This is a genomic window from Streptomyces sp. NPDC019937, assembly GCF_040631655.1.
In the GTDB taxonomy this organism is placed as follows: Bacteria; Actinomycetota; Actinomycetes; order Streptomycetales; family Streptomycetaceae; genus Streptomyces.
Genome location: NZ_JBEYAL010000016.1, coordinates 132,296 through 145,146, shown reverse-complemented (window position 1 = coordinate 145,146; position 12,851 = coordinate 132,296). Strand labels below are relative to the sequence as shown.

11 protein-coding genes are annotated in these 12,851 nt (G+C 71.7%); 7 read left to right on the top strand and 4 right to left on the bottom strand.

From position 1 onward, the window contains the following. Nucleotides 1-60 precede the first annotated feature (60 nt). Nucleotides 61-1,068 carry an aldo/keto reductase gene (locus ABZ562_RS18435; protein WP_361480249.1) on the top strand — a complete coding sequence of 336 codons (1,008 nt, stop codon included), beginning with the start codon at nucleotides 61-63 and terminating at the stop codon, nucleotides 1,066-1,068. Between the two features lie 58 nt (nucleotides 1,069-1,126). On the opposite strand, the gene ABZ562_RS18430 is transcribed toward ABZ562_RS18435, so the two are convergent. The 3 genes from ABZ562_RS18430 to ABZ562_RS18420 are packed head-to-tail and all read right to left on the bottom strand — an operon-like array spanning nucleotide 1,127 to nucleotide 4,892. Next, nucleotides 1,127-1,894 carry an enoyl-CoA hydratase-related protein gene (locus ABZ562_RS18430; RefSeq protein WP_361480246.1) on the bottom strand — a complete coding sequence of 256 codons (768 nt, stop codon included), beginning with the start codon at nucleotides 1,892-1,894 and terminating at the stop codon, nucleotides 1,127-1,129. A gap of 26 nt (nucleotides 1,895-1,920) precedes the next feature. Beyond that, nucleotides 1,921-3,240: a hypothetical protein gene (locus ABZ562_RS18425; RefSeq protein WP_361480243.1), complete on the bottom strand. Its 1,320-nt coding sequence runs from the start codon at nucleotides 3,238-3,240 to the stop codon at nucleotides 1,921-1,923. Continuing rightward, the gene (locus ABZ562_RS18420; protein ID WP_361480240.1) at nucleotides 3,237-4,892 is read right to left on the bottom strand and encodes an amino acid adenylation domain-containing protein; all 1,656 of its coding nucleotides are present in this window, start codon (nucleotides 4,890-4,892) and stop codon (nucleotides 3,237-3,239) included. Before ABZ562_RS18420 ends, ABZ562_RS18425 begins: the two co-directional genes overlap by 4 nt. A 448-nt stretch (nucleotides 4,893-5,340) precedes the next feature. Between ABZ562_RS18420 and ABZ562_RS18415 the strand changes: the two genes are divergently transcribed. The 3 genes from ABZ562_RS18415 to ABZ562_RS18405 all read left to right on the top strand — a co-directional run bounded on the left by ABZ562_RS18415 (nucleotide 5,341) and on the right by ABZ562_RS18405 (nucleotide 9,976). Next, the gene (locus ABZ562_RS18415; RefSeq protein ID WP_361480237.1) at nucleotides 5,341-6,375 is read left to right on the top strand and encodes a GTP-binding protein; all 1,035 of its coding nucleotides are present in this window, start codon (nucleotides 5,341-5,343) and stop codon (nucleotides 6,373-6,375) included. A 150-nt stretch (nucleotides 6,376-6,525) separates the two neighbouring features. Continuing rightward, the gene (locus ABZ562_RS18410) at nucleotides 6,526-7,932 is read left to right on the top strand and encodes an FG-GAP and VCBS repeat-containing protein (protein ID WP_361480235.1); all 1,407 of its coding nucleotides are present in this window, start codon (nucleotides 6,526-6,528) and stop codon (nucleotides 7,930-7,932) included. 187 nt (nucleotides 7,933-8,119) lie between these two features. After that, nucleotides 8,120-9,976: a cellulase family glycosylhydrolase gene (locus ABZ562_RS18405; RefSeq protein ID WP_361480232.1), complete on the top strand. Its 1,857-nt coding sequence runs from the start codon at nucleotides 8,120-8,122 to the stop codon at nucleotides 9,974-9,976. Nucleotides 9,977-9,994: 18 nt separating this feature from the next. Here ABZ562_RS18405 and ABZ562_RS18400 read toward each other — a convergent pair whose 3' ends face one another. After that, nucleotides 9,995-10,978, bottom strand: coding sequence for an aldo/keto reductase (locus ABZ562_RS18400; RefSeq protein WP_361480399.1), 984 nt, complete (start codon nucleotides 10,976-10,978; stop codon nucleotides 9,995-9,997). A 207-nt stretch (nucleotides 10,979-11,185) separates the two neighbouring features. On the opposite strand from ABZ562_RS18400, the gene ABZ562_RS18395 reads away from it, so the two are divergent. Genes ABZ562_RS18395 through ABZ562_RS18385 form a run of 3 tightly spaced genes read left to right on the top strand, consistent with a single transcriptional unit; the run spans nucleotide 11,186 to nucleotide 12,850 of the window. Beyond that, nucleotides 11,186-12,193: a carbon-nitrogen hydrolase family protein gene (locus ABZ562_RS18395; RefSeq protein ID WP_361480229.1), complete on the top strand. Its 1,008-nt coding sequence runs from the start codon at nucleotides 11,186-11,188 to the stop codon at nucleotides 12,191-12,193. A gap of 46 nt (nucleotides 12,194-12,239) precedes the next feature. Next, a complete protein-coding gene (locus tag ABZ562_RS18390) occupies nucleotides 12,240-12,473 on the top strand; it encodes a hypothetical protein (RefSeq protein WP_361480226.1) in 234 nt (77 codons plus the stop codon). A 2-nt stretch (nucleotides 12,474-12,475) separates the two neighbouring features. Next, on the top strand, nucleotides 12,476-12,850 hold the full coding sequence (locus tag ABZ562_RS18385) for a toxin Doc (protein WP_361480223.1): 375 nt from the start codon (nucleotides 12,476-12,478) through the stop codon (nucleotides 12,848-12,850). The last annotated feature ends 1 nt before the right edge of the window (nucleotide 12,851 follow it).

Sequence of the window (12,851 nt, the reverse complement as noted above, 5' to 3'; positions counted from 1 at the left end):
GGCGGGCGGGCCACGGCCCGCCCGCCCCCGTACCGACCGGCATGGACAAGGACGACGTACATGGCCCACCTCGCGGCGGAGAACCGCTACGACTCCATGCAGTACCAGCGCTGCGGGCGCAGCGGTGTGCTGCTGCCGAAGGTCTCGCTCGGCCTGTGGCACAACTTCGGCGACACCCACCCGCTCGAGACCCAGCGCGCCGTGCTGCGCCGCGCCTTCGACCTCGGCGTCACCCACATCGACCTGGCCAACAACTACGGGCCGCCCCCCGGCAGCGCCGAGACCAACTTCGGCGCGGTCTTCGCCCAGGACTTCCGCCCCTACCGGGACGAGCTGTTCATCGCGAGCAAGGCCGGATACCTGATGTGGCCCGGGCCGTACGGCGAGTGGGGCTCGCGCAAGTACGTGCTGGCCAGCCTCGACCAGTCGCTGACCCGCATGGGCCTGGACTACGTCGATGTGTTCTACTCCCACCGCTTCGACCCGGACACCCCGCTCGAAGAGACGATGGGGGCGCTCGACAGCGCCGTACGGCAGGGCAAGGCCCTCTACGCCGGGCTGTCGAACTACCCGCCGGAGGCCATCGCGGAGGCGGCCGCGATCCTCAAGGAACTGCGCACCCCCTACCTGATCAACCAGCATCCGTACTCGATGCTCCAGCGCGGGGTCGAGGGCGGGGTGCTGGAGGCCTCCGCGGCGGCCGGTGCCGGTGTCATCGCCTTCTCGCCGCTCGCCCAGGGCCAGCTCACCGACCGCTATCTGAACGGTGTGCCCGCCGACTCCCGCATGGCGCTCGGCCACTTCCTCAAGCGCGACGCGCTCACCGAGGAGCGCCTCGCGCTGCTGCACGCCCTCAACAAGATCGCCGGCGAGCGCGGCCAGACCCTCGCCCAGCTGGCGCTGGCCTGGGTGCTGCGGGATCCGCGGGTGGTGTCCGTGCTGATCGGCGCGAGCAGCGTCGCCCAGCTGGAGCAGAACGTCGCGGTCCTGGACTCGCCCGGCTTCAGCGACGCCGAGCTGGCCGAGATCGACCGCCTCTCCGCCGAGGCGGGCGTCGACATCCCCTGATCAACCGCCGTGTCCCCGCTCCCGAGCACCGGGAGCGGGGACACGGCGCGCCCTTGTGTCAGCGGCCGGTGAAGCGCGGAGCGCGCTTCTCACGGAACGCGGCCATCCCCTCGGACTGGTCCTCGGTGGCGAACAGCGCGTGGAAGGCGCGCCGTTCGAACAGCATCCCCTCGCGCAGCCCCACCTCCAGCGCCCGCTCCACCGCCTCGCGCGCCGCCATGACGGCCGGTGTGCCGTACGAGGCGACGGTCGCGGCCACCGCCGCCGCCTCCGCCATCAGCCGGTCGTCCGGGACCACCCGGGAGACCAGCCCGGCGCGCTCCGCCTCCTGTGCGCCCATGGTGCGCCCGGTCAGGATCAGGTCCATCGCCTTGGCCTTTCCGACCAGTTTCGTCAGCCGCTGAGTGCCGCCGATGCCCGGGATCACGCCCAGTTTGATCTCCGGCTGACCGAAGGTGGCCGATTCGGCGGCCAGGATGATGTCGCACATCATCGCCAGCTCACAGCCGCCGCCCAGCGCGTAGCCGGACACCGCCGCGATCTTGGGGGTGCGCAGCGCGGCGAAGGCGTCCCAGCCCGCGAAATAGTCCTCGGCGAACATCTCGACGGACGTCCTGGGCTCCATCTCCTTGATGTCGGCGCCCGCCGCGAACGCCCGCTCCGAGCCGCGGATCACGAAGCAGCCGGTCCCCGGATCGCGGTCCAGCGGCCGCAGCGCCTCGACCAGTTCGGTCAGCAGCCCGCCGCTGAGCGCGTTGAGCACCTCCGGGCGGTGCAGCGTCACGGTGACGACGCGCTCATGTCGCTCGATCTTGATGAAGTTCACGGTGTCTCCCTCGGGGGTGAGCGGTTCTACGAGTCCCAGATGGCGCCGTACGCGGGGATCCCGCGGCACTCCAGTCCGTGGACCACCTGCCAGGTGAGCTTCTTGTTGGAGATGCAGATGACGGCCTCCGCCCCGAAGTCCGCGTACGCGGCGTGGGCGAGCCGGACCATGTCGGGCTTGCCGTGTTCGGAGGTGTCCCAGATGACCGCGTCGGGCTGGACGGCCAGGATCTCCTCCACCAGGGCGTCGCCGTAGGTCGTACGGGGGGCGCGGGTCGCCCACACCAGCCGCGCCGGGACCTGCTGGGCCAGCAGATGGGGGAGGCAGGGGCCGATGCCGCTGCCGGTGGCCACGTAGACCACCTTGGCGAACAGCGTCTCGATGTTGGCCACGCCCGCGGTGGTGATGCCCTTCACCCACACCCGGGACGGCGCGTCGTCGATGAATTTCCCGGTCCAGTCCCCGGCGCGGGAGATGGTGAGCCGGAACCCCGCCTCGCCGGGCGCGGGCACATTGGCGAACGAGTGCCATTCCCGCAGCGGGCTGCGGCTGATCGCGGTCGAGGACCCGGCGAAGGGTGTCACCCCGTGGTTGAAACGGGCGAGCGCCACATGCGCGGAGGGGCGCTCGACGGCCACCGCCACCCGGCGCAGCCGCAGCCACGGCAGCGCCACACTGAAGGTGATCACGGCCAGCACCCAGACGCCCGGCGCCGTCAGCAGCCGCCCGGCGGCGGACCCGCCGCCGGGCCCGTCGAGGGTGGTCAGCACGGTCTGCGCCCAGAAGAGCGCGAGCGCCGCCCAGCCGCCGAAGCGGTGCGTCCTCTCGAAGCGGTCGTGGAACCGCGCCCGGAAGGGCGGCAGCGCGGTGGCCGTGATCCCCAGCAGCAGGACGACCAGGGCGTACGAGACGGTGAGCGTCGCGGCCGGGGCGGCGTGCCGGGTCAGCGAGCCCACCAGGGCGAGGAACCAGAGCGTGCCCGCGAGGGCCCCGCCGACGTGCACCCCGCCGAAGTGGTAGACCTTCGCCAGCGTCCACCGGATCCTCAGCGGCCAGCTGACGGGCGGCGCGGTGGCGATGCGGAAGAGCAGATTGATGACGTACTGCTGACGGATGACGATGGCGACCGCGAAGTTGACGAGCGCCGCGTCGGAGAGCGTACGAGGCGGCAGGCCCTCGCCCGGACGGGACAGCAGGAAGCCCAGGTTGACCGCGAGGACCAGGGCGATGAGGCGGTTGTAGTGCATCAGGCGCGGATGCTTCAGCAGCCCGCGCAGCCCCGGCGTCCGGGGCGGCAGCGGCGGCTGCGCGGCGCGCGGCGGCGCTTCGGCGCCGGGTGTGGTCATGACGCCACCCCACCGGCCGTGCGGCGCTCGGCGGCCAGCCGCAGCAGGGCGGCCTTGTCGACCTTGCCGCGGCTGGTGAGCGGCAGCACCGGCAGGGTGTGGACGGCCACCGGCACGCAGTAGTAGGGGAGGGCCCGGGCCACGGCCCGCAGCGCCGCCTCGGGATCGACCCGCAGCGGGGCGGCGAAGGACACCAGACTGCGGTCGTCCAGCTTGAGCGTCACCGCGCGGACGCAGCCGGGGACCGCCTCGAGGACGGCCGACACCGAGTCCAGTTCGACCCGGAAGCCCCGCACCTTGACCTGGTCGTCGGTGCGGCCCAGATGTTCCAGCTCGCCGTCCGGAGTCCAGCGGCCCAGGTCGCGGGTGCGGAACATCAGCCGTCCGCCGCCGAGGAACGGATCGGGCGCGTACCGTTCCGCGGTGAGCCGCGGATCACGCAGATAGCCCGCCGACACGCAGTCGCCGCCCGCCCACATCTCGCCGGTCTCGCCGATGGCGCACGGGCGGCGCTCGGCGTCCAGGACGTACACGGTGTTGTTGGGGGTCGGCCGTCCGATGGTCAGCCGCAGCGCCGCCGGGTCATGGCGCTGCATGGTGTTGACGATGGTGGTCTCGGTCGGCCCGCACGCGTTGTAGAAGGCGCAGACCCGGGCCCAGCGGTCCGCGAGCGAGCGCGGGCACGGCTCCCCGGCGACGGCCGCCACCTTGATCCGTGCGCACAGCTCCGGATCGACCGCGCTGAGCACGGTCGGGGTCGCGATGACCACGTCCACCCGGCGTACCGTCGCGGCGATGTCGGTGCCGCGGATGACGAGGGTGGCGCCGTGGCTCAGACAGCCGAGGATCTCCCACGCGGCCATGTCGAAGGCCACATTGAGGATCTGGGACACCCGCAGCCCGGGCCGCATCCCCAAGTCCCCCGGCTCGGTGAGCAGGAGGTTGCACACGTTGCGATGGGTGACGGTGACCCCGTTGGGCGCTCCCGTGGTGCCGGAGGTGAAGAGCACGTAAGCGCCGTCGTCCGGCGTCACGGGCCGGGCGGGCACGAAGGGGCGTCCGGTCTCCTCATCGTCGAAGGGTTCGGCCATCGCGGTGTCGAGCGGGATGACGGTGTGGCCGGGCGGCGCCGGTATCCGGTCCGCGTAGCCGGACGTCGTCAGGATCACCCGGGTCGATGCCGTGCGGATGACATGGCCGAGCTGCGCCTCGGGCGCCAGCCCCACGTCCTGCGGCACATAGGCCGCGCCCGCCTTCAGGGTGGCCAGCAGGCCGACGAGCAGGGGGAGGGAGCGCCGGACGAACAGCGCGACGTGGTCACCGGGGCGTACGCCCAGCCGGGCGAGCCGGGCCGCCAGCCGTCCGGCCTGCCGGTCCAGCTCCCCGTAGGTGATCGTCTCGCCGAGGTGTTCGGCCGCGACGGCGAGCGGGGAAGCGGCGGCGTGCCGCTCGATGGCCTGGTGGATCAGGGAACAGGGCAGCGTGGCCACCGGCCCCTGGCCGTACCGCTGGAACAGCCGCCGGTCCGTGCCGGACAGGTGCCGAAGGGGGTCGGCGGGCCAGTCCGGGGCTGTGCCCGGAAGCCTGCCGGGTTGTTGACGCACGGTGTGTATCCGCATATGTCGCCCACTCTCGTTCGACAAGTCGGTCATCGTTCGGCTGATGGAGCCGGGTGCGGGCACAAGGGGCCCGGGTGCGGGTGAAGGGTGAGAAGTGATGAGCCGTATGAGGTGCGCAGGTGGCACTTCGGCGAAAGGATCAGGACGCCGCCGACCCGGTCACGAGCACATCGTGTGGCATGTGGTGATCAGCCGTCTCGCTTGTTCGAGAGCTTAAGGACCTGTGCGGCGCGCATGGAAGACGGGCGATGGGCGCAAGTTGGCCAGGATCCCACTAGAGTGCGCCCGCGCGGAAAGGTACGCCTTGTGGCCTTGATGGCGACCTGGTAATGACCGAAGCGGGGCGGCGCCCCCGAAACTGACAGTGCATCAGCCCGCCCGCCGATGGCCGAGATCCGCCCCGGATGATCCGGGCGGGCCGTCCCGATAGCATGAACGGCCAGCCCGCACCGCCCACGCATCGCCGCACGGAGACAGAGCCTTGGCCACACAACGGATCCCGGTCCTTCTCATCACGGGTTTCCTGGGTGCCGGAAAAACCACGATGCTCAACCATCTGATGCGCGACAGCGTGGACACCCGGATCGGGGTCATCGTCAACGACTTCGGCAGCATCAACATCGACGCCATGGCCGTCGCCGGACAGGTCGACTCGATGATCCCCATCGAGAACGGCTGTCTGTGCTGCGCCGCGGACGCCTCCGAGATGGACGAGATGCTCGACCGGCTCACCGACCCGGAGCTGCGCATCGACATCATCGTGATCGAGGCGAGCGGCCTGGCCGAACCCCAGAGCATGATCCGTACGCTGCTGTCCAGCGGCAATGAGCGCATCCGCTACGGGGGCCTGGTGGAGGTCGTGGACGCCGCGGAGTTCGCGAGCACCCGCGACCGCCATCCCGAGCTGGACCGCCATGTGCGCGACGCCGACCTGATCGTGCTCAACAAGACCGACCGGGTGGGGGAGGACGAGCGGCGGCGCGTGCTGGAAACCGTCGCCGAGATCGCCCCGGGGCTGCCCGTCCTCACCGCGGAACACGGCCGCGTCGATCCCGGGCTGCTCTTCGACCACGAGCCCCGGGACACTCCCGAAGAGCGTTTCCGGCAACTGTCGTTCGCCGATGTGTGCGCCGAGGGCCAGGATCACGACCACCATCTCCACGCCGCGTACCAGAGCGTCGAATTCACTTCGGCCGAGCCGCTGGACCCGCGCCGCTTCATGGAATTCCTCGACGCCCGGCCCGCGGGCCTCTACCGCCTCAAGGGCTTCGTCCACTTCGCGGGCGCCGACCCGTGGCCCACGTACGGACTGCACGCCGTCGGCGCGTATCTCCGGTTCCAGCCGGTGCCCCGGGAGCGCGGGGAACCCCGCACCACCCAGCTGGTGATGATCGGCACCGGCATCGACGCCGACACCCTCACCAAGCGGCTGGCCGACTGCGTCGCGACCCGCCCGGAGGAGGTGGACGAGCGGCACATGATGGGAGTGCTGCGCTACGTGGACCAAGCGGACTAGTGGATTCCCTATGCCCGGATGCGCAACCCTTTGGCAACTCCAGCTGTCTCGGTGGGTGTACATGAGGTAAACGCTCATCAACGAGCTGGAGGAAATGTGCGGCCCCGTTCTCTTTCCACCGTCGCGCGCTGCGCCACGGTGGTCGCGCTTGTGACCACCCCCGCCTTACTCGCCGCCCCCTCGGCGGGCGCCGCCGAGGCCCGCGCCACCGCCGCGGCTTCCGCGCCGCGGGCCGACTTCAACAAGGACGGTTACGCCGACCTCGCCGTCTCCGCGCCGGCCGGCACCGTGGACGGCAAGGCCAAGGCCGGTTATGTCGCCGTCGTCTACGGATCGGCCTCGGGCGCGGACACCGCCCACCGGCAGATCATCAGCCAGGCCACCGCGGGCGTTCCCGGTGACCCCGGTGCCTCGGCGTACTTCGGAAGCCGGACGGTCGCCCGCGACCTGGACGGCGACGGCTACACCGACCTGGCGATCGAGGTCGGCGACAAGGCGGCCGTCACCGTCCTGTGGGGCTCGGCCAACGGCCTCACCGGCGGCACCCAGCTGCCCGAGGGCGACGGCGACAACTTCGGCTCCAGCATCATCGCCGGGGGCGACTTCAACGGCGACGGCCACGCCGACCTGGTCGATCAGGTCATCGTCAACAAGGGCTCGGACCTTGACGAGCGGACCGGACTGCGCGTCCGGTTCGGACCGTTCAACCGCGCGGGCGAGGCGGCGGGCAGCGCCACCGTCGACACCAACAAGATCGACCGGCCGACCAGCCTGACCGCGGGCGACCTCAACGGCGACGGCAAGGACGAGCTGGTCAGCACCCACGCCTTCGAGGAGATGTCCGAGGCCACCCTCGTCTGGAAGGGCGGCACGGACGGGCTCGGGAAGACGCCCACCAGGCTCACCGACGCCGCCACCACCGCCATCGGCGATGTCGACAAGGACGGCTACGGCGACCTGATCGTGCGCACCGTCCCCGACAACGTCGTCGAGGAACTGCCGTACGACCACGGCACGCTCAAGGTGTTCTACGGCACCGCTTCGGGGCCGAGCACCACCCGCACCAAGACCATCGACCAGAACACCGCCGGGGTGCCGGGCGTCAACGAGGACGGCGACCAGTTCGGCTACTCGCTCAGCGCCGACGACGTCAACGGCGACGGCTACGCGGACGTCGCGGTCGGCATCCCGTACGAGGACCTGGAGGCCGGCCAGAAGGACGCGGGCAGCGTCGTCCAGCTGTACGGCGGCTCGGGCGGGCTGTCCGGCACCGGTGCCCAGGCGTTCACCCAGGACACCGCCGGGGTCCCCGGCGTCGCGGAGGCGGGCGACCGCTTCGGCGCGGCGGTGCGGCTCACCGACACGAACGGCGACGGTGCGGCGGACCTCGCCGCCGGAGCGCCCGACGAGGACGGCGCCCACGCCACCAGCGGTGCCGCCTGGGTGCTGCGCGGCAAGCCGGCCGGACTCACGACCGACGGCATCGTCTCCTTCGGGCCCGACACGCTCGGGGCGCCGGAAGCGGGCGCGGCCCTGGGGGCCGGTTTCGCGCAGTAACCACACCCCCGCGACAGTCGCGGACGCTCAACGATCCGTCGTGCGCCACTAGTTGACGATTCTTCATGTCTACTGGACGGTAGTGTCCATGGCGACGCATGTGACGCGATCCACCGCGACTTCGAGGTTACGGAACGGCCGACCCCGGGCGGGTCGTACAGGGCTGCTCGGGGCGGCCGTTCTGCTGGTGGCCGCGGTCGCGGCCCCGGGCACCCCGGCGGCCGCCGCCGAGACGCCCTGGTTCGACGGACGGGCCGCGGACGAGGTGACCACGGATGGGGCCCGGTTCGCCGACGGCCACGGCCGCGAGGTCGTGCTCCGCGGCTTCAACGTCTCCGGCGAGACCAAGCTGGAGGAGAACGACGGCCTCCCCTTCGCCGACATCGCCGACGCCAGGAAGTCCGCCGCCGCGATGCGGACCCTCACCGGGGCGAACTCGGTCCGCTTCCTGCTCTCCTGGGCCCACGCCGAACCCCGGCCCGGCGAGGTGGACACCGGCTACCTGGAGCAGGCCACCGCCCAGATGAAGGCCTTCCTCGACGCCGGAATCCGGGTCTTCCCCGACTTCCACCAGGACCTCTACTCCGGCCACCTCTTCGACAAGGGCAGCTGGTACAGCGGCGACGGCGCCCCGAAATGGGTGGTCGACGCGGGCGGCTACGGCAAGGAGTCCTGCGGCATCTGCGCCCACTGGGGCCAGAACATCACCCAGAACCAGGCCGTCATGAAGGCCACCCGCGACTTCTGGCACAATCGCGCGCTGACCACCGGCGCCGGGACCGTGCGCGTCCAGGACGCCTTCCTCGCCACCGCCGAGAAGACCATGTCCTACCTCGCCCAGCACCTCTCCGCCGACGCGTTCGCCCGCGTCACCGGCTTCGACCCGCTCAACGAGCCCTACGCGGGCGTCTACGACGACGGCGAGAAGAGCCGCACCTGGGAGAAGAACGTGCTGTGGCCGTTCTACGAGAAGTTCCGCGCCCGCATGGACGCCGCGGGCTGGCGGGACAAACCCGCCTTCGTGGAGCCCAACATGTTCTGGAACTCCAACCTGGACTTCCAGCGCCAGGAGGGCGGGCTGCTCGACGCGGGGAAGCTCGGATCCCGCTACGTCTTCAACACCCACTACTACGACCAGAAGGCCATCTCCGGCATCTTCATGCCCGGCAAGGCCGCCGACGGCCAGTACTCGACCGACTTCGGCGCCGTCCGCGACCGCTCCACCGCCCTGGGCGTCCCGGCCGTCATGAGCGAGTTCGGCCACCCGCTCACCGGCTTCACCTCCGACAAGGCGCCCACCGTCCTCAAGGGCATGTACCAGGCGCTGGACTCCCGCCTCCCCGGCGCCACCTGGTGGACCAAGCCCGCCGCCTCCGGCCCCGCCCTCTCCTCCACCCAGTGGCAGTGGGACCTCTACAACGGCCGCCACCACGAGGCGATGAACGGCAACACCTCGAAGATCCTCACCGAGGGCGACGCCTGGAACGATGAGGACCTGTCGGCCGTGCGCCTCGACGACTCCGGCAACGCCCGACTGCGCCAGGACGCCCGGCTGCTCGACCGCCTCTACCCGCGTGCCGTGGCGGGCCGCACGCTCGCGTTCACCTTCGAGGACCGCTCACGCGACGGCGGCACCACCCTCAGCTGGGACCGCATCCCCAGCTCGCTTCCGAATGTCGCCAAGCTCACCGGTTCCGGGCGCTACGGCCTGCTGGTGTGGCGCTCCGACGGCCGCACCGACGCCCCCACCGAACTGCACCTGCCCCGCGATTTCGACCCCGCCACCACCACCGTCGTCTCCGATCTGGGCACCGTCACCGGCCCGCCCGCGTACACCGCCCAGGGGCACACCGCCGACCACCCCATCGCCACCGCGGCCGAGCCCGGCGGCGCCGACGCCCGCCGCCTGGTGCTCTCCGCGCCCGGGGACACCGGCACCCTGCACTACGCCCTCGTCGCCGACGGCACCGCCGCCCCCTCCGCGGAGCTGCGCGCCGCCGCCCAGCGGGAACTGACCCGATGGGCGGCGGACAGCGGCTTCTGAGACCCCGGGGGCGGCTCGTCACCAGCGGTGGTGCACCTGCGCACGGATCCGCCGGTCGTACAGCTCGCCGATGGCGTCCAGAGTGGGCCGCGGCAGCGGCGGCAGCGCCGCCGCCGCCGCGTTCGCCCGCGCCTGCTCGGGGGAGCGCGCACCGGGGATGACCGAGGTGACCCCCGGCTGCTGGACGATCCACCGCAGCGCCGTCTGCGCGGGCGTGGCGCCCTCCGGCGCCAGCTTCCCGAACTCCACCGCCGCCTCGACGCCCTCCTCGAAGTCCACGCCCGAGAACGTCTCGCCCTGGTCGAACTCCTCGCCGTGCCGGTTGTAGGTGCGGTGGTCGTCGTCGGCGAACAGCGTGTCCTTGGTGTACCGGCCCGACAGCAGACCGGACGCCAGCGGCACCCGCGCGATGATTCCCACCCCGGCCTCGGCCGCCGCCGGAACCACCTTCTCCAGCGGCTTCAGCCGGAACGGGTTGAGGATGATCTGCACGCTCGCCGTTCCCGGCCGGGCGATCGCCGTCAGCGCCTCCTCACAGGTCTCCACGCTGACCCCGTACGCCGCCACCCGCCCCTCGTCCACCAGCGTGTCCAGCGCGTCGAACACCGCGTCGGTGGCGTACACCGAGGACGGCGGGCAGTGCAGCTGCACCAGATCGAGCGTGTCCACGCCCAGGTTGGCGCGTGAACGGTCGGTCCACGCACGGAAGTTGTCCAGCGTGTAGTTCTCCGCGACCTGCGGCACCCGCCGCCCCATCTTGGTGGCCACGAAGATCCCGGCATCCGGCCGGTCCCGCAGAAAGCGCCCGATGAGCTGCTCGCTGCGCCCGTCCCCGTACACATCGGCGGTGTCGAAGAACGTCACCCCCGACTCGACGGCCGCCTCCAGCACGGCCAGGGCGTCCGCCTCGCTGACATCTCCCCAGCCCGCGCCCAGCTGCCAGGTCCCCAGCCCGACGACGGAGACCTCGCGGCCGGTCCGGCCGCACACCCGCTGCTCCATGGTCACGCTCTCCTCCCGCGATCTCCTGTGATGCGGCTCACCGTACCCGTACCGGCCGAACACCGTTCCGTCGCCCTGTCCGGCCCCTCGCGGACGGCCCCGGAGCCGGGTAGCCTGGCGGGCATGCTGTGACACCCGCCCCGCGCCCGGGGTCCACCGGCCACTCCTTCGCCTCCGCTCCCACAGCCGACGAAGGAGACAACAGCCATGCCCATCCTGACCGTCGCCCTGCTCCAACTCGCGCCTCCCGGCCGCGACCCGCGGGCGAACCTCGCCACCGGTGACGCCGCCTGCCGCCGGGCCAAGGCCCTCGGCGCGGACATCGCGCTCTTCCCCGAGATGTGGAGCAACGGCTACCGCCCGGCCGCCGCCGACCTGCCCGGCGACGACGTCTACCGCCACCCCCGGCGGTGGGACGGCGCGCCGCCCGCGCCGCCGCTGCCCGCGCACGAGGCCGTATGGGGCGACGAGGCGATCACCCGCGACGGGCCCTTCGTGGCCCACTTCCGCGAGCTGGCGGCCGAGCTCGACATGGCCATCGCGCTCACCTATCTGGAGAGCTGGGACGGGCCGCCGCGCAACACCGTCTCCCTCATCGACCGCCACGGCCGCCTCGCCCTCACCTACGCGAAGGTGCACACCTGCGCCTTCGACGTGCCCGAGGCCGTCCTCACCCCGGGGGAGGGCTTCGAGGTGTGCGCCCTGGACACCGCGGCGGGCGAGGTCCTGACGGGGGCGATGATCTGCTACGACCGGGAGTTCCCGGAGAGCGCCCGCGCCCTGATGCTCGCCGGAGCGGAACTCGTCCTCACCCCGAACGCCTGCGATCTGGAGATCAACCGGCTCAGCCAGTTCCGCGCCCGCGCGTACGAGAACATGACCGCCCTGGCCATGGCCAACTACGCGGGCCCCGGCTGGGGGCACTCCATCGCCTTCGACGGCATCGCCTTCGCCGACGGGCGCTCCCGGGACATGCTGGTGATCGAGGCGGGGGAGGCCGAGGGCGTCTACCCGGCGGTCTTCGACCTCGACGCGCTCCGCGACCACCGGCGCCGCGAAACCTGGGGCAACGCGTTCCGGCGCCCCGCCGCCTACCGCGCCCTGACGCGCCACGAGGTGCGCGAGCCGTTCGTACGAGTGGACCGCGGCGGTGCCCGGCCGCCCGGCGCGGACACTCCCCGCCAGTTGTCAAGTACCTACAAAAACATCATGTGAGCTGCGGCGATTGATGTCGGGGTACCGGCCGAGTAGGGTATTTCGCATGTCAGCACTCAACGTGGAATTCAGCGATCGGGAACTTGAGGACCTCCGTCAGATCGCCAAGGAACGCGGGACGACGATGAAGGCCCTCGTCCGCGAGGCGACCGTCGCCGACATCGCCCGCCATCGCGCTCTGCAGGAAGGCGCCGAGGTCTTCCGCCGGTTCTTCGCGGACAACGCGGACGCCTTCGCGGACGCGTTCCCGGACGACGAACACCGGGGACGGGCCGCCTGACGATGCCGCCGCTTCATATCGACGTCCCGTGGCTGCTCCAGCGCCATGAGGAGGTCCTGCCCGAACAGCCGGCCATCTCCGACTTCTCGGGGCTGGTCGCCGCCGTGGCCCGCCACCGCGTCGACCCGCCGCGCCTGGGCGTCGATCCCGACCCGGCGTGGCGGGCCGCGGCCCTGCTGCACACGCTCGCCATGCTCAGGCCGCTCCCGGCGAGCAACGCGCGCTTCGCCAGCGCGACCGCCGTGGCCTATATGCACGCGGCCGGCGAGGGCATCGACCCGCCCTACGGCGCGCTGATCGACCTGGTCCGCGACATCCTGTCCGGCAAGGCGGACGTCTTCGACGCGGCGGGCCGCATCCGCTCCTGGCGCATCTGAC

Excerpts from the sequence above, each read along its gene's own strand:
- ABZ562_RS18435 (WP_361480249.1), top strand. The coding sequence starts at position 61 with ATGGCCCACCTCGCGGCGGAGAACCGCTACGACTCCATGCAGTACCAG.
- ABZ562_RS18425 (WP_361480243.1), bottom strand. The coding sequence starts at position 3,240 with ATGACCACACCCGGCGCCGAAGCGCCGCCGCGCGCCGCGCAGCCGCCG.
- ABZ562_RS18420 (WP_361480240.1), bottom strand. The coding sequence starts at position 4,892 with ATGACCGACTTGTCGAACGAGAGTGGGCGACATATGCGGATACACACC.
- ABZ562_RS18400 (WP_361480399.1), bottom strand. The coding sequence starts at position 10,978 with ATGGAGCAGCGGGTGTGCGGCCGGACCGGCCGCGAGGTCTCCGTCGTC.
- ABZ562_RS18395 (WP_361480229.1), top strand. The coding sequence starts at position 11,186 with ATGCCCATCCTGACCGTCGCCCTGCTCCAACTCGCGCCTCCCGGCCGC.
- ABZ562_RS18390 (WP_361480226.1), top strand. The coding sequence starts at position 12,240 with ATGTCAGCACTCAACGTGGAATTCAGCGATCGGGAACTTGAGGACCTC.
- ABZ562_RS18385 (WP_361480223.1), top strand. The coding sequence starts at position 12,476 with ATGCCGCCGCTTCATATCGACGTCCCGTGGCTGCTCCAGCGCCATGAG.